Origin of the sequence: Mesorhizobium sp. M0136, from assembly GCF_040322515.1 — a bacterium.
GTDB lineage: Bacteria > Pseudomonadota > Alphaproteobacteria > Rhizobiales > Rhizobiaceae > Mesorhizobium.
In genome coordinates this window covers 83,432-98,158 of the sequence record NZ_JAMYTP010000019.1, presented here as the reverse complement: position 1 = coordinate 98,158, position 14,727 = coordinate 83,432, and the positions used below count along the sequence as shown (strand labels likewise).

The following is a 14,727-nucleotide window of genomic DNA, read 5'->3' as shown; positions in this document are numbered from 1 at the left end:
CCGCGCAATTAGAGTGACATGCGCTAGCGGGAGGCACTTCTTGATCGTCGTCATCGGCTCCATCAATCTCGACCTCATCGCCAGTGTCGACCGCTTGCCCGGTCCCGGCGAGACGGTGCGCGGCTCCGGTTTCGCCACTGCCCCCGGCGGCAAAGGCGCCAACCAGGCGCTGGCCGCCGCCCGCGCCGGCGCCAAGGTGCGCATGGTCGGCGCAGTCGGCAAGGACAGCTTCGCCGGCGAGGCTCTGGCGCTGCTGCGCGACGGCAAGATCGACCTGTCCGGCGTCGGCGAGACCTTTGCCTCTACCGGTACTGCGCTGATCATGGTCGGCGCCGACGGCGAGAACGTGATCGCTGTCGTGCCGGGCGCCAATGATTCGGTCGTGCCGGGTGACCTTTCCAAGGCCTTCCTGAAAAGCGGCGACGTCGTGCTGCTGCAGCTGGAGATCCCTCTGCAGACCGTCGAGGCAGCACTCGACGCGGCAGGGACGGCCGGCGCGATCACAGTGCTCAACACCGCACCTTTCCACAGCGACGCTGCCGGCTTCCTCGGCAAGGCCGACTATCTCGTCGCCAACGAAACCGAGTTCGACCTCTATGGCGAGGCGCTGTCGTTGAGTGGCCGCGACCGCCCGGCACGGATGCGCGACTATGCCGCGAGAACCGGCCGTACCATCGTCGTCACGCTTGGCCCGGACGGCGTTCTGGCGGCGACGCCCGACGATCTCCTGATGGTTCCGGCGCTGCAGATCACCCCGCTCGACACGGTCGGCGCCGGCGACACGTTCTGCGGCTATTTTGCAGCCGGACTGGCAGCCGGCCTGTCGCTCGACCAGGCGCTTGCCCGCGCTGCCGCCGCCGGTTCGCTGGCCTGCCTGAAAGCCGGTGCACAGCCGGCCATCCCGCTGGCCAGGGATGTCGATGTCGCCCTGCAGAAATCCGCAGGCTAAAGCGGTATGACAGCCGTGCGCCCGACCACGAAGCATGCGGTACCGCCCGCCGGCGACATCTGCCGCCTGTCTGCCGTGGAGCTTACCGAGAAGATCAGGCACCGGCAGCTTTCGGTGCGCGAAGTGGTCGCGGCATTCCTCGACAGGATCGAGGCGGTGAACCCGCTGGTCAACGCTATCGTTTCATTGCGCGAACATGCCGACATCCTGCGCGAGACCGACAACGCTGACGCCCATCTGGCGCGAGGAGGAGATACCGGATCGCTGTTCGGCCTGCCGATCGCGATTAAGGATCTTGCGCTGACAAAAGGCTTGAGAACCACCTTCGGCTCGCCGATCTTCGCCGATTTCGTGCCTGAGGAAGACGACTTCTTCGTCGAGCGCGTCCGCAAGGCCGGTGCCATCATCATCGGCAAGACCAACGTTCCCGAATTCGGGCTCGGCTCCAACACCTACAACACCGTGTTCGGACAGACGCTCAACGCATTCGACCCGACGCTGACCGCCGGCGGCTCGAGCGGCGGCGCGGCGGTCGCGCTGGCACTCGACATGGTTCCCGTTGCCGATGGCAGCGATTTTGGCGGCTCGTTGCGCAATCCCGCTGCCTACAACAATGTCTATGGGTTCCGCCCGTCGCAGGGATTGGTGCCGGCTGGCCCTGACCTTGATGTGTTTCATGCGCAGATGGGCGTCGAAGGGCCGATGGGGCGTAACGTGCGCGACATGGCGCTGCTGCTCGACATGCAGGCCGGCTATCATCCTCGCGCGCCGCTGTCGCATGATAAGCCAGGCTCGTTTCTCCAAGGGGTGGAAACGCCGGCGGCCGGCGGGCGTATCGCCTGGCTCGGCGATCTCGGCAGCCATCTGCCGGTTGAAGCAGGCATTCTACAGCTTTGCGAGGCAGCACTCGGCCGATTCGCGGATGTATCCTTTGAGGCCGAGCCGCTGATGCCGGAATTCGACTTCGAAGCGCTGTGGCAAGCCTTTGTAACGCTTCGCCAGGCGAGCAGTGGTTGTGCCCTCAAGGCGCATTACGACGATCCCTTGAAACGCAGTCTGCTGAAGCCAGAGGCTGTTTGGGAGGTGCAACAAGCGCTGCGCCTCACCGCGCCGCAGATCCATGCCGCCACGGTGCGGCGCTCGTCCTGGCACCGAATGCTGCTATCGCTCTTCGACCGCTTCGACCTGATTGCGCTGCCAGCCGCACAGGTCTTTCCGTTCGAGATCTCCACCCACTGGCCGACGCAAGTGGCCGGGCGTGCCATGGACAGCTATCACCGCTGGATGCAGGTCTCAGCGCTCGCCACGTTGGGCGGCTGCCCGGCGATCAATGTGCCGGCGGGCTTCGACTCCAGGGGCAGGCCAATGGGCATGCAATTGATCGGGCGGCCGCGCGGTGACCTCTCCGTGCTAAGGGCGGCAGCCGCCTATGAGGCAACGCTGCCATGGCAGGCCGGCGCCTGCTGAAATCAGCTCCGCATTGTCGGCGCCTTGCCGGCTTGCACACAACTTATCGCCATGCATTGATCGCGACAGCGCGCCGCACGAGCGGCATTCTGCGGAGGGAAAAAATGTCGCTGGAACTCTACGCCACCTACGTCGTCGCCTGCATCGTCATCGTCCTGGTGCCTGGACCGACGGTGACGCTGATCATCGCCAACAGCATACGCCATGGCTCCCGCGCCGGCCTCGCCAACGTCGCCGGCACCCAGGCCGGGCTAGCCATCATGATCGCCATCGTCGGCATCGGATTGACTTCGCTGATCGCCGGCATGGGCCACTGGTTCGAATTGGTCAGGCTGATCGGCGCTGCCTACCTGATCTGGATGGGCGTGCAGATGTTCCGCTCGAAAGGCAAGCTGAACGCCGACGGATCGGCAAAAAGACCGCGCGGCGGCTTCTTTTTGCAGGGCCTGCTGGTGGCGATCAGCAATCCGAAGACGCTGGTGTTCTTCGGCGCCTTCTTTCCGCAGTTCATTGCGCCTGAAGGCAATTATGCGTTACAGATCGGCGTCATGGGTCTCACCGCGATGATCTTCGCCGCCGTCTCGGATTCGACCTACGCGCTGGCCGCCGGCCGCGCCGGGCGCCTGCTGTCGGCCGGCCGCGTCAAGCTGCTGTCGCGGATCAGCGGCAGCTTCCTGGTCGGCGGCGGCCTGTGGCTGGCATGTTCCAAGGCGAAGTAACGGCACCTTTCCCTTCTCCCCTTGTGGAGAAGGTGGCCGAGCGAAGCTCGGTTGGATGAGGGGTGTTCCAGCTTGGCAATGACGGCACTCCGCCCAACCCATCAAGGGGGAAGGAAAGACGGCGCTAAAGCCGCCCCAGCCTTTCCAGCAACAGCGCGAAAAACGCATCGTGGTCGATGTCACGCATCACCATGGCGTTCTTCGGCCGCTTGGTCACGCCCCACCAGTCGATCACCGTCATGCCCATGGTGAGCTCCGAGGCGGTTTCCACGCTGACATTGCAGTTGCGGCCCTTGAACAGCTTCGGCTTCAACAGGTAGGCGATGACGCAAGGATCGTGTAGCGGGCCGCCATCTGTGCCGTATTTCTCCTCGTCAAAGCGTTCGAAGAATTCCAGCATGTCCGCGGTGGCCGTGCCGACCCTGGTGCCGAGCTTGCGGAAGGCCTTCGTGCGCTTGGCGGTGGTCAGCGCCTTGTGGGTGACGTCGAGCGGCATCATGACGATCGGAATGCCGGATTTGAACACGACATCGGCGGCATGCGGGTCGACATAGATGTTGAACTCGGCGGTCGGCGTGACGTTGCCGCCCTCGAAGAAGCCGCCGCCCATCAGCACGATCTCCTTGATGCGCGGCGCGATTTTCGGCTCGCGGATCAGCGCCAGCGCAACATTGGTGAGCGGCCCGAGCGCGCACAGCGTGATCGTGCCGCTCTCCTCCCTCATCAGCGTCTCGACGATGAAATCGACCGCATACTCGTCCTGCAGCTTCATCTTTGGTTCGGGCAGTTGCGGTCCGTTGAGGCCGGTCTTGCCATGCACTTCCTCGGCGGTGACGAGTTCGCGCGCCAGTGGCCGGATGGCGCCTGCATAGACCTTGACGTCCGTCCGGCCGGCCAGTTCGCAGATCTTGCGGGCGTTTTTTTCGGTAAGTTTCAGCGGCACGTTGCCGGCCACCGCGGTGATGCCGACGATCTCCAGTTCGGCGCTGCCGAGCGCCAGCAATATGGCGACGGCATCGTCCTGGCCGGGGTCAGTGTCGATGATGATCCTGCGGGATTGGGGCATTTCAATTCCTTGTTTTGGCAAGTCTTTTTGGGCGGGACGTGTGACGGCTTGAAGTCTGCCGGGCGGCGGACCATATCAAGACCATCGGGAAAAATGCCATCCGGGTTTTTCCACTTTATGTCGCTCTTGAGAGGACACTGTAACATGAGCAGAATGACGCCTTTTTCCAGCCCGCTTCTCCTCGGTTTCGATTCCATGGAAAAGACGCTGGAGCGCTTGGCAAAGTCCGGTGACAGCTATCCTCCCTACAACATCGAGCGCCTCAGCGGTGCCGACGGCAAAACCGAAAGGCTGCGTATCACGCTCGCCGTCGCCGGTTTCGCGGAAAGCGATCTCGATGTCACAACGGAGGAGAACCAGTTGGTCGTGCGCGGCCGCCAGAACGACGACACCGAGCGCGAATTTCTCCACCGCGGCATCGCCGCGCGCCAGTTCCAGCGCTGTTTCGTGCTGGCCGACGGCATGCGGGTGATTGCGGCGGAATTGAAGAACGGCCTTCTGTCGATCGATCTCGATCGGCCGGAGTCCGAACGGCTGGTACGAAAAATAAACATATCGGTGAAAGACTGATTTTTGCCGATAGCTCTCATGCGGGATGGCCTTGAGCGGCGTCTCGCGGCACGGAGGCTTGAAATGACCAGAACTAACGAAAATATCATCATGACCAGCGGCGAATTCGCCCATCTCGGCGAAGGTTCGGTCGCCTATCTCAGGAAAGTGTCGAGCGACGATCTGCGCGGCCGTTTCCCGGGCCTCGGCGAAATCGCGCCGGGTCTGGAACTGTGGGCCCTGTTTGCCGCCAATGGCCAGCCGATCCTGCTTTCGGACGCTCGCGACCGGGCACTGGCTGGCGCGCTGGAAAACGATCTGACCCCGGTCGCTATCCACTAACGTCGTTATCCACTGACAACGGCGCCATCAACTGACAAATATGGCGCGGCGATCTGGTTGGAAACGGACAGGGCCGCACACGGCGGCCCTTCAACGGATTTAATCAAAACCTCAGGCGGCGTGCGAGGCCTGCGTGTCCGACAGCAGTGCGTGGATGGCCACGGCGTCGCGCGTGCCTCTGATCTTGGCAACCGTGTCGGCATCGCGCAGCACCCGCGCGATGCGCGACAGCGCCTTGAGGTGGTCGGCGCCGGCACCTTCGGGAGCCAAAAGCAGAAACACCAGGTCGACCGGCTGATCATCGAGGGCCTCGAAGTCCACCGGTGTCTCCAGCCGGGCAAAGACGCCGGCGATCCGCTTCACCCCGGCCAGCTTGCCGTGCGGAATGGCGATGCCGTTGCCGACGCCGGTCGAGCCAAGCCGCTCGCGTTGCAGGATGGTGTCGAACACCTCTCGCTCCGGAATGCCGGAAATCGCCGCCGCCCGTTCGGACAGCAATTGCAGCAGCTGCTTTTTGGAGTTCGCCTTCAACGCCGGCATGATTGCCGGAACGCTGACGAGATCGCTCAGATCCATGCTTGAAATCCCTTGTTCGCCTGCCGTCGCCAGTCCCCACGCTCGCGTGCGGCTGGTTTTTACCCCTGCGCGACCTTGGCCGTGGACGGGTCGATCCAGCCGATATTCCCGTCCGGCCGGCGATAGACGATATTGAGATGGTCGTTTCCGGCATTGCGGAAGACCAGGACCGGGCTGTCCTTGGTGTCGAGTTCGATCACCGCCGACGCCACCGACATGGTCCGCAGCGTCATGGTCGATTCGGCGACGATGGCCGGCGCGAAATTCTCCGGTATGTCCTCCTCGTCGTCGGCAAGCGGCGCCATCACCGTATAGGCGACGTCGGTGAGCTCGCCGTTGCTATTGCCTGAATTGTGCGACTTCAGCCGGCGTTTGTAGCGCCTGAGTCGTGTTTCCAGACGGTCTGCCGCGGTATCGAAGGCAAGCGTTGGATCCTGGGCATCGCCCGTCGCCTGCAGCGAAGCACCGGAGTCCAGCCGGATCATGCAATCGGCCGTGTAGCGCGACCCCGATTTGACGACTACGATTTGCCCTGAAAAGCCCCGATCGAAATATTTCCCGATCACTTCCCCGACACGGTCGTTGATGCGCGTACGGAACGCATCGCCGATATCCATGTGTTTTCCCGATATGCGCAGTGTCATCTGAAAACTGACCTTCCTTGCTCAGGCTTCAAACTGTCCCGAGTTTATACTCGTGGTCCGCGCGCACAAGCTTTTGCGGCGTCACTTGCGCCGATTTTAGATCCGAACTTTCCGGTTGATCACAAGCCGCCTTCTTGGCCGTCCCGTGGCCTACGTCGTGACGGACCATCTCTCGTGCGGGCATCGGCGAACTCAAATCCACTCGCTAGCCCGTCTCATGCGGGCGGGCTTCTAGCCACTTCGTTGCCGCTTGTCAATGAACTGCGAAAGCTGTGGAAATTCCGTCGGAGCTCAACGGCCGGCGCTGGCCAAAGCGCGTTTTTCGCGCCGCCGCTGCACCGAAGAGGGTATGTTCATGCCTTCCCGGTATTTGGCCACCGTGCGTCTGGCAATGTCGACGCCGCTTTCCCGCAGCATGTCGACGATGGCATCGTCGGAAAGCACATCGACGGCTTTCTCCTCGTCGATCAGCTGCTTTATGCGGTCGCGAACCGCTTCCGACGAATGCGCATCGCCGCCACCAGACGAAGCGATCGAGGCGGTGAAGAAATAGCGCAGTTCGAACACACCGCGCGGCGTCAGCATGTATTTGTTTGCCGTGACCCGGCTGACCGTTGATTCGTGCATGCCGATGGCGTCCGCCACCGTACGCAGGTTGAGCGGCTTCAGGTGCCGCACGCCGTGGACGAGAAAAGCGTCCTGCTGGCGCACGATCTCAGAGGCCACCTTGAGAATGGTCTTCGCCCGCTGGTCGAGGCTGCGCGTGAGCCAGTTGGCGTTCTGCAGGCATTCGGCGAGGAAATCCTTTTCCGCCTGGTTTTTCGCATGTGGCGTGACCTGGGCGAAATAGATGTGATCGACCAGCACGCGCGGCAGCGTCTCGGCATTGAGCTCGACCGTCCAGCTGCCGTCATTGGCTGCGCGCACCTCGACGTCGGCCACGATTGCGTCGCTGGCACCGCGCGAAAACGCCATTCCCGGCCGCGGGTCGAGCGCCCGGATCTCGGCCAGCATGTCGAGCAGATCCTCCTCGTCGACGCCGCAAATCCGCTTCAGCGTCTGGAAATCGCGCCGTGCCAGGAGTTCGAGATTGGCGATCAGCGCCTTCATCGCCGGATCGAGCCGGTCGCGCACGGCAAGCTGCAGCAACAGGCATTCGGCGAGGTCGCGGGCGAAGATGCCGGCGGGCTCGAATGTCTGGCAGACCGCCAGGACCCTTGCCACCGCCGTGACGTCCGTGCCGAGGCGGGCCGCGATCTCGGCCATGTCGGCACGCATGTAGCCGGCCTCGTCGAGGCCGTCGGCAAGCTCGCTGGCGATCAGGCGGGCCGCCGGATCGGCAAAGGCGAGCGCTACCTGCTCGCCGACATGGTCGCGCAGCGTGATGGCAGCCGCCGCCATGTCCGCGACGTCAAAGCCGTCGGAGGAAGAGGTGGAACCGTTGCCGGACGCCGATTTCCATTGCGCCGTCAGGTCGGGCCCGAGCCGCTCGCTCGTACCAGGATCATCGGGAAACAGGTTTTCCAGCGATGTATCGAGCTTTTCCGAGATCGCCTCGGCGCTCCACGCCGTCTCCGCTTCGAACCAGTCGCCGTCGGCAGCCGGTTCCGGTGCAGCGTCGCCCTTCTGCGCCTGGTCGCTGGCGGCGTCCTCCTGCGGTTCGGCACGTTCCAGCAGGGGATTGCGTTCGATCTCGTCGTCGATGAAGCGTTCCAGCTCTAGGTGGGTGAACTGCAGCAGGCGGATCGACTGCATCAGCTGCGGCGTCATCACCAGCGACTGCGACTGTCGTAGCTGTAGTTTTGCCGCCAACGCCATGGTTCGGTTTCAAACGCCCCGTCTACGCACCCGCACTGCTGGAAGGAATTTTCCAGGCCAGCATAGAAACTGGCCCGGCTTTTGCTTGTCAAGGCGAGGAGCGGTAAAACTCGCCTGCCAGCGCGTTTTCAGGCAGAAAATTGAAGAAAGACCTGCTGGACTACGCCGGAAATCCCGTTCGAACCGGAATTTCGCATTTAGAGCGTAAATCCCTCGCCGAGATAAAGCCGCCGCACATCGGCATTTGCGACTATCTCGTCGGCCCGGCCATGGGTCAGCACCTGACCGGCATGGATGATGTAGGCGCGGTCGATCAGGCCAAGTGTCTCGCGGACATTGTGGTCGGTGATCAGCACGCCGATGCCACGTGCCGTCAAGTGGCGCACGAGCTGCTGGATGTCGGCGACAGCGATCGGATCGATGCCGGCGAACGGTTCGTCGAGCAGCATGTAGGCAGGGCGGGTTGCCAACGCACGGGCAATTTCGAGGCGTCGCCGCTCACCACCGGAGAGCGACAGCGACGGAGCCTTGCGCAGATGGCTGATGTGGAATTCCTCGAGCAATTCGTCGAGCAGCCGCTCACGCTCCTTGCGGCTCTTTTCGACCACTTCGAGCACGGCCCGGATGTTTTGCTCGACATTCAGGCCGCGAAAAATCGACGCTTCCTGCGGCAGGTAGCCGATGCCGAGACGGGCGCGGCGATACATCGGCATCGACGTGACGTCAAACCCGTCGATTTCGATGGTGCCTTCATCGACCGGCACTAGGCCGGTCACCATGTAGAAACAGGTCGTCTTGCCGGCGCCGTTGGGGCCGAGCAGCCCAACCGCCTCGCCGGCGCGCACGCCCAGCGTCACGCCGCTGACGACTTTGCGGCCCTTGTAACTTTTGGTCAGCCCTTTGGCGATCAAGGTTCCCTTGAACTTTGCCGCTTCGACGGTGACCCTGGCCGGTGCCGCAAGTTTGCTGGCGGCGCGCCCTGGAAGGCGCGCCAGCAGCGACGATATGCCGGTCATCAGGGTTTCGCTGCTCCAGACTTCGCCGGTGGCGTAATCGACATCATGACGCGGCCGCCGCAAGCGTCGACCTGGGCAAGGCCGCTCTTCATCTGCACGGTAAGCTTGCAGCCGACAAGCACGTTGTCGCCTTGCGAGAGCACGACCTTGCTGCCCGAAAGCACCAGTACTTCGGTCTTCATGTCGAAGGTGCCGCGGTCGCCGGTGGCAACCTGATCGTCCGATTTGATGTAGACCTTATCGTCGACCTCGAGATGGTCGATGTTGGCGGATCCGGTCATTGCCGCGGCACCCGCGGGCTGGGCGCCTTTGGCGGCGCCTGCATCCCTGACGTAATAGACCGTCATTTTGCCGGCCTTGAGCACGGTTGGACCCTGAACGACGTTGACGTTGCCGGTGAAGACGGCGACGCTTTCCGCCTGGCGCACCTCGAGCTTGTCGCTTTCGATCTGGATAGGCTTGTCGCCCGACAGTCTGAGGCCGGACATTTGGCTGGTGGCACTGGATTGCGCCAGCGACGGCGCTGGCCCGAAGGTCAGCCCCAAGGGCAACCCAAGCGTTAACGCCGAGATCGCGGCCAGGCGCCGTGCCGAACTACTGAACCGCATTGGTTTCTCCGCTCTTTGCCTCTGCCGCCTTCAAACTGGCGGGATCGATGTCGACGCGCACCTTGTTCTCGAAAATCAGGACCTTGCCATTGTCCTGGACCGACATCGAATCCGCCCTGATCCGCGACCCGCCGCGGCTGACATCGACGGGTTCGCTTGTCTTCATAGTGCCTTCGGCCATGTCGAGATAGACTGATTTGAATTTTGCCACCACGCCATCCGTGGTCGACACGGTCACGTCGCTGGTCAGGCTGAACGTGTTGCCGTCGCGATCGTAGGTGCCGTGCGCAGCACCGATGGCGGCGGTGTTGTCGGCAGCAATCGGCAGCTTGGCCTTGATACCTTCCAGATCGATGATGCCCTGTTTGCTGACATCCTGTATGGCGCGCAGGGCTGTCATCGAATAGGGCAGGTTCTGCTTGGTGAAGCCGTTGAGCTTGGGATTGGCCATCACCAGCTTGCCATCGGCAAAGGCGCCGCCGTCGGCCTGCACCTCGATTGCAGCGGGTGCCATGAGATAGGAATAGACCGGAAACGCGACCGCGATCACGGCAGCGACCAGCGGTACGGCCAGCTTCAGGATCCGGACCCGGCGCGAATGACGCTGCGCAATGTCAAACGCGTCGACCCGCGCCCGGCCTGCGGCCTTGGGAGCCAACTCCGTCTCGGTGTTGGTCGGTTCGATTGGTCCCGCTAACATGACTGCTTCTTCTAAACCCCTGCCCGCCAGGCCGCCCTATAGGTGGGATGCCGGCGCCCTCAAGCAAGCACAAGCCGAGGAAAACCGCAAAAATGTGACAGCCGCCCCTGTACAACGAAAATGGCCCCAGCGCAGCCTGTACCTCATACCAGATATAGGCGCACAGTGTTAGAGCCTGTGGAACGCGACAGGTTGAGGCTTGCCGCGAATGCCTAAGGCCTTTGGCGCAAGGCCGTCAGGAAACGGTAGCCGGGCGCGAATGGTTGCTTTAAAAGCATCTGCTCCCACCGACTACGAGGCTGACCATGGCATTGAGAGCCGACGACCTGATCGACCGCCGCCGCTTGCGCCGCAAGCTGACATTCTGGCGTATCGCGACGATTATCGTCGCCGCAGCCGGGCTGATCGCCTTTTCGGCGTGGATCTATGGTGACGACTTCACCAGCGCGGCAGTCGACCACATCGCCAAGGTCAAGATCGAAGGTACCATCACCGAAGACGAAGAACTGATCAAGCGGCTGGAGGCCATCCGTCAGTCGCCGCGCGTCAAGGCTGTGATCCTGTCGATCGATTCACCCGGCGGCACCACCGTCGGTGGCGAATCGATCTATGAGGCAGTGCGCAAGCTCGCCGCCGACAAGCCGGTGGTGGCCGAGGTCGGCACGCTCGCGGCTTCGGCGGGCTACATGATCGCCACTGCGGCCGACCATATTGTTGCACGCAAATCCTCGATCGTCGGCTCGATCGGCGTGCTGATCCAGTACCCGGACGTCAGCGGCCTCATGGACAAGCTCGGCGTCAAGCTGGAGGAGGTGAAATCCTCGCCCTTGAAGGCCTCGCCTTCTCCCTTCAAGCCGACCAATGACGATGAGCGCGCCATGGTCCGCAAGCTCATCCTCGACAGCTACGACTGGTTCGTCGGCATCGTCGCCGAGCGCCGCAACATGACCAAACCGGAGGCGCTCGCGCTCGCAGACGGGTCGATCTTCACCGGCCGGCAGGCGGTCACCAACAGATTGATCGACGCGGTCGGCGGCGAAGCCGAAGCGATCGACTGGCTTGCAGGCAAGGGTGTCGATGCCAAGCTCAAGGTGGTGGAATGGAAGGACACGGAAAAACGCGGTGGTTTCCTGTTCTCCAAGGCGATGGCGCAGACTGTCGGCGCTGCGCTAGGCCTGCCCGGCCATGGCGGCGACGTCCTTCACGAAATTGGAGCGGACCGCTTGTTTCTTGACGGTCTCGTTTCCGTCTGGCACCCTTGAGGAACCGCTTGGACGAGTGAAAAACCAAATAAAATCATTCTGATAATTTCGGCGGCACTGCTTTCACGGGGAGCCTTTTCATGATCAAATCCGAACTTGTTCAGATCATCGCCACGCGTAATCCGCATCTTTTCCTGCGCGACGTCGAAAACATTGTCAGCGCTATCTTCGATGAAATCACCGACGCGCTTGCCGAGGGCAACCGGGTCGAGTTGCGCGGCTTCGGCGCGTTTTCGGTGAAAAACCGCCCTGCCCGCACCGGCCGCAACCCGCGCACCGGCGAATCCGTGGAGGTTGAGGAGAAATGGGTACCGTTCTTCAAGACCGGCAAGGAATTGCGTGAAAGGCTGAACGGAGGCAAATAGGCGCGGCACGCGCCACCGCTCCTGCCTTTTCTTCCGAACGGAAAAACATGTTCAATCGCTTCATTCTCATCGTGGTTTTCGTGCCGCTGGCCGTCATCCTGATTGCGCTGGCCGTCGCGAACCGCGAACCGGTAGCCTTCACACTCGATCCGTTCAATCCCGGCAATCCGGCGCTGACGCTGACCGTGCCGCTCTTCATTTTCCTGTTCCTGGCGCTGGCTATCGGCATGATCGTCGGCAGCCTGGCGACCTGGATCAAGCAGGGCCGCTACCGCAAGCTGGCGCGCCAGCGCGGCGCCGAGGCCGAGAACCTGCGCCAGGCGGTCAGCCGCGCGCCCACCGCGTCGCAGAGCCCAGTCTTGCCGAAGCCGACGAACTGAGCCGCGGCTCGGGCCTGAGGCACAACCGGCCTAGTTCTCCACGGAGCCTTTCATGCTGACCATTTCCGCCGCCGAGGTCGACCGCGCGCTGACCTTTTCCGGGCTGGTCGAGACGTTACGCGCCGCCTTTCGCGATGGCGCCGTGCAGCCGGTCAGGCACCATCACACTGTCGAGCGGCCCGATGGCGCCGCCTCGACGCTGCTTTTGATGCCGGCCTGGACCGACTTCAACGCAGCCGGCACCTCGGCCGATGGCCATATCGGCGTCAAGATCGTCACCGTGTCGCCTGACAACAATGCCGTCGGCAAGCCCGCGGTGATGGGGCTTTACCTCTTGCTCGACGGCGCCACAGGCGAGCCTCAGGCCTTGATCGATGGCCAGAGGCTGACACAGTGGCGCACGGCCTGTGCCTCGGCGCTGGCTGCCTCCTATCTGGCCCGCGAGGATGCATCACGGCTGCTGGTGGTCGGCGCCGGCGCGCTGTCGCCATTCCTTGCAAAGGCGCATTCGGCGGTGCGTCCGATCAAGAACATCCGCATCTGGAACCGCACGTCGTCGAATGCCGAAAAGGTCGCGGCAAAATTGCGTGCCGAGGGTTTTGCGGCCGAAGCAGCAGGCGATCTCGACGCCGAACTCGGAAAAGCCGATATCGTATCGTCGGCGACCATCACCACCATGCCACTGATCAAGGGCGCACTCTTGAAGTCCGGCACCCATGTCGATCTCGTCGGCGGCTTCACGCCGGCGATGCGCGAAAGCGACGACGACGCGATTGCACGCGCCCGCGTCTATGTCGACACCCGCGCCGGCGCCACCAAGGAAGCCGGCGATATCGTCCAGCCGCTGGCCTCCGGCGTTCTGAAGCCGGAAGCCATCGTCGCCGACCTCTATGAACTGGCGCGCGGCCAGAAAAAAGGCCGGCAGAACGACGACGAGATCACGCTGTTCAAGTCGGTCGGCGCAGCCCTCGAGGACCTCGCCGCCGGCATTGCCGTGTATCGGGCAAGCGAAAGGGGAGTAGGGGAGTAGGAAACCGCACTGATCGTGCGGCGCTGCGCCAGCTATGTTTCCTGTCACGTACTCCCCTACTGCCCTACTCCCTTTGCCAATAAACCCGCAGCCGGTGGCTGTCGGGATCAAGCGCGACGAAGGTGCGGCCGAAATCCATGTCGGTCGGCGTCTGCAGAATTTTCAGCCCGCGGCCGGCCCACTCGGCATGGGTGGCGTCGACGGCACCCGGCGTGTCCAGCGCAAAGACGATCTCGGCGCCGCCGCCCGCTGCCGCGGCGGCCGGTTCCACGGTGTGACGCGACCAGAGGCCGAGCTTGAAGCCGTTGTCGAGCACGAACAGCACGAAGGTCGGCGAGGTCTCGACCGGTTGCCGCCCAAGCAGCGCGCTATAGAAGGCGCCGCTTTGCTCAGGCTTGTCGACATAGAGGATGACGAAATTGGGCGGTGTCATGAATTGCTCTCCAGATGGTTTCGACTGGAGGAGCATAGCGTATGCCACTGCCAGATTCTGGCAGCAGTCTCAACTGAGCAGCAGTCTTAGCTTGGCGTGTCGAGCGTCGCCCGCCATTCTTTGAGCAGCACCTGACGGCGGCGCGGATAGCGCATCTCGGTGGCGTTGAGGCCGGATATCCGATCGGCGCGAAAGTGCCTGAAATCCTGGCGCATCTCGCACCAGGCCGCGACGACGCGCACCTTGTCGAAGAAGCCGAGTGCGAACGGCCAGACGGTGCGCTCGGAGGCAGCGCCGCCGGCGTCGCGATAGACAAAGCTCAGCTTGCGCTCCTCGCGGATGGCCTGCCGCACCACGCCGAGATCGATGCCTTCTGTGACCTCGGTTCGCGACCCGACCAGCAGCGTCGAGGCATCGAGTTCCTCGCGCAAATCGTCCGGCAGCACCGCCGCGATCGTGGCCAGCGCGTCGGTGGCGGCGTTCGCAAGCCGCCAGTCCGGCTGCTTGGCCACCCAGCGCGAACCGAGAACGATCGCCTCGATCTCCTCATCGGTGAACATCAAGGGCGGCAGCATGAAACCTGGCCTGAGCACGTAACCCAGCCCCGCCTCACCCTCGATCGGCGCACCCTGCCCCTGCAGCGTGGCGATATCGCGATAGAGCGTGCGGATCGACACACCCATTTCGCCCGCGAGGTTGCGGCCGCTGACCGGCCGGCGATGCCGGCGCAGGATCTGGATCAGGTCGAGCAGGCGTTCGGCGCGGGACATGGATCGCAACCCGGTTTGATGGATGTCCAATTT

18 protein-coding genes are annotated in these 14,727 nt (G+C 63.1%); 9 read left to right on the top strand and 9 right to left on the bottom strand.

What is annotated here, in order from left to right:
- Positions 1-40: 40 nt before the first annotated feature.
- From NKJ35_RS22275 to NKJ35_RS22265, 3 genes are all read left to right on the top strand, one after another.
- Positions 41-949: a ribokinase gene (locus NKJ35_RS22275; protein ID WP_352649564.1), complete on the top strand. Its 909-nt coding sequence runs from the start codon at positions 41-43 to the stop codon at positions 947-949.
- Positions 950-955: 6 nt separating this feature from the next.
- A complete protein-coding gene (locus NKJ35_RS22270; RefSeq protein ID WP_352649563.1) occupies positions 956-2,416 on the top strand; it encodes an amidase in 1,461 nt (486 codons plus the stop codon).
- Between the two features lie 104 nt (positions 2,417-2,520).
- Entirely contained in the window at positions 2,521-3,135 is a 615-nt protein-coding gene (locus NKJ35_RS22265; protein WP_352649562.1) for a LysE family translocator, read from the top strand.
- Between the two features lie 124 nt (positions 3,136-3,259).
- Here the strand turns inward: NKJ35_RS22265 and NKJ35_RS22260 are convergent, their stop codons facing one another.
- A complete protein-coding gene (locus tag NKJ35_RS22260) occupies positions 3,260-4,201 on the bottom strand; it encodes a nucleoside hydrolase (RefSeq protein WP_352649561.1) in 942 nt (313 codons plus the stop codon).
- A gap of 144 nt (positions 4,202-4,345) precedes the next feature.
- Here NKJ35_RS22260 and NKJ35_RS22255 point away from each other — a divergent pair, with 144 nt between their 5' ends.
- Both NKJ35_RS22255 and NKJ35_RS22250 read left to right on the top strand, forming a co-directional pair.
- On the top strand, positions 4,346-4,771 hold the full coding sequence (locus NKJ35_RS22255) for an Hsp20 family protein (RefSeq protein ID WP_023675270.1): 426 nt from the start codon (positions 4,346-4,348) through the stop codon (positions 4,769-4,771).
- Positions 4,772-4,834: 63 nt separating this feature from the next.
- The gene (locus NKJ35_RS22250; protein WP_023675269.1) at positions 4,835-5,092 is read left to right on the top strand and encodes a BQ00720 family protein; all 258 of its coding nucleotides are present in this window, start codon (positions 4,835-4,837) and stop codon (positions 5,090-5,092) included.
- Positions 5,093-5,203: 111 nt separating this feature from the next.
- On the opposite strand, the gene ptsN is transcribed toward NKJ35_RS22250, so the two are convergent.
- The 6 genes from ptsN to lptC form a co-directional block, all read right to left on the bottom strand.
- Positions 5,204-5,668: a PTS IIA-like nitrogen regulatory protein PtsN gene (gene ptsN, locus NKJ35_RS22245; RefSeq protein WP_023675268.1), complete on the bottom strand. Its 465-nt coding sequence runs from the start codon at positions 5,666-5,668 to the stop codon at positions 5,204-5,206.
- Between the two features lie 59 nt (positions 5,669-5,727).
- Entirely contained in the window at positions 5,728-6,312 is a 585-nt protein-coding gene (gene hpf / locus NKJ35_RS22240) for a ribosome hibernation-promoting factor, HPF/YfiA family (protein ID WP_023675267.1), read from the bottom strand.
- 291 nt (positions 6,313-6,603) lie between these two features.
- A complete protein-coding gene (rpoN, locus tag NKJ35_RS22235; protein WP_352649560.1) occupies positions 6,604-8,130 on the bottom strand; it encodes an RNA polymerase factor sigma-54 in 1,527 nt (508 codons plus the stop codon).
- Between the two features lie 197 nt (positions 8,131-8,327).
- Entirely contained in the window at positions 8,328-9,146 is an 819-nt protein-coding gene (lptB, locus tag NKJ35_RS22230) for an LPS export ABC transporter ATP-binding protein (RefSeq protein ID WP_023718959.1), read from the bottom strand.
- Positions 9,146-9,754, bottom strand: a complete 609-nt coding sequence (locus tag NKJ35_RS22225) for an LptA/OstA family protein (RefSeq protein WP_352649559.1) — start codon at positions 9,752-9,754, stop codon at positions 9,146-9,148. The genes lptB and NKJ35_RS22225 overlap by 1 nt, the downstream gene beginning before the upstream one ends.
- Complete coding sequence (lptC, locus tag NKJ35_RS22220; RefSeq protein WP_352476407.1) at positions 9,741-10,454, bottom strand: LPS export ABC transporter periplasmic protein LptC; 714 nt, start codon at positions 10,452-10,454, stop codon at positions 9,741-9,743. Before lptC ends, NKJ35_RS22225 begins: the two co-directional genes overlap by 14 nt.
- Before the next feature lie 305 nt (positions 10,455-10,759).
- On the opposite strand from lptC, the gene sppA reads away from it, so the two are divergent.
- The 4 genes from sppA (at position 10,760) to lhpI (ending at position 13,491) form a co-directional block, all read left to right on the top strand.
- Entirely contained in the window at positions 10,760-11,716 is a 957-nt protein-coding gene (sppA, locus tag NKJ35_RS22215; RefSeq protein ID WP_352649558.1) for a signal peptide peptidase SppA, read from the top strand.
- An 80-nt stretch (positions 11,717-11,796) separates the two neighbouring features.
- Positions 11,797-12,081, top strand: coding sequence for an integration host factor subunit beta (locus NKJ35_RS22210; protein ID WP_023675261.1), 285 nt, complete (start codon positions 11,797-11,799; stop codon positions 12,079-12,081).
- Positions 12,082-12,128: 47 nt separating this feature from the next.
- Positions 12,129-12,461 (top strand): LapA family protein, encoded by a 333-nt coding sequence (locus NKJ35_RS22205; RefSeq protein WP_352649557.1) that lies wholly within the window; start codon positions 12,129-12,131, stop codon positions 12,459-12,461.
- Between the two features lie 52 nt (positions 12,462-12,513).
- On the top strand, positions 12,514-13,491 hold the full coding sequence (lhpI, locus tag NKJ35_RS22200) for a bifunctional Delta(1)-pyrroline-2-carboxylate/Delta(1)-piperideine-2-carboxylate reductase (protein WP_352649556.1): 978 nt from the start codon (positions 12,514-12,516) through the stop codon (positions 13,489-13,491).
- Between the two features lie 64 nt (positions 13,492-13,555).
- On the opposite strand, the gene NKJ35_RS22195 is transcribed toward lhpI, so the two are convergent.
- Complete coding sequence (locus tag NKJ35_RS22195) at positions 13,556-13,924, bottom strand: VOC family protein (protein ID WP_352506606.1); 369 nt, start codon at positions 13,922-13,924, stop codon at positions 13,556-13,558.
- A gap of 86 nt (positions 13,925-14,010) precedes the next feature.
- Positions 14,011-14,694: a helix-turn-helix transcriptional regulator gene (locus NKJ35_RS22190; RefSeq protein WP_352649555.1), complete on the bottom strand. Its 684-nt coding sequence runs from the start codon at positions 14,692-14,694 to the stop codon at positions 14,011-14,013.
- Between the last annotated feature and the right edge of the window lie 33 nt (positions 14,695-14,727).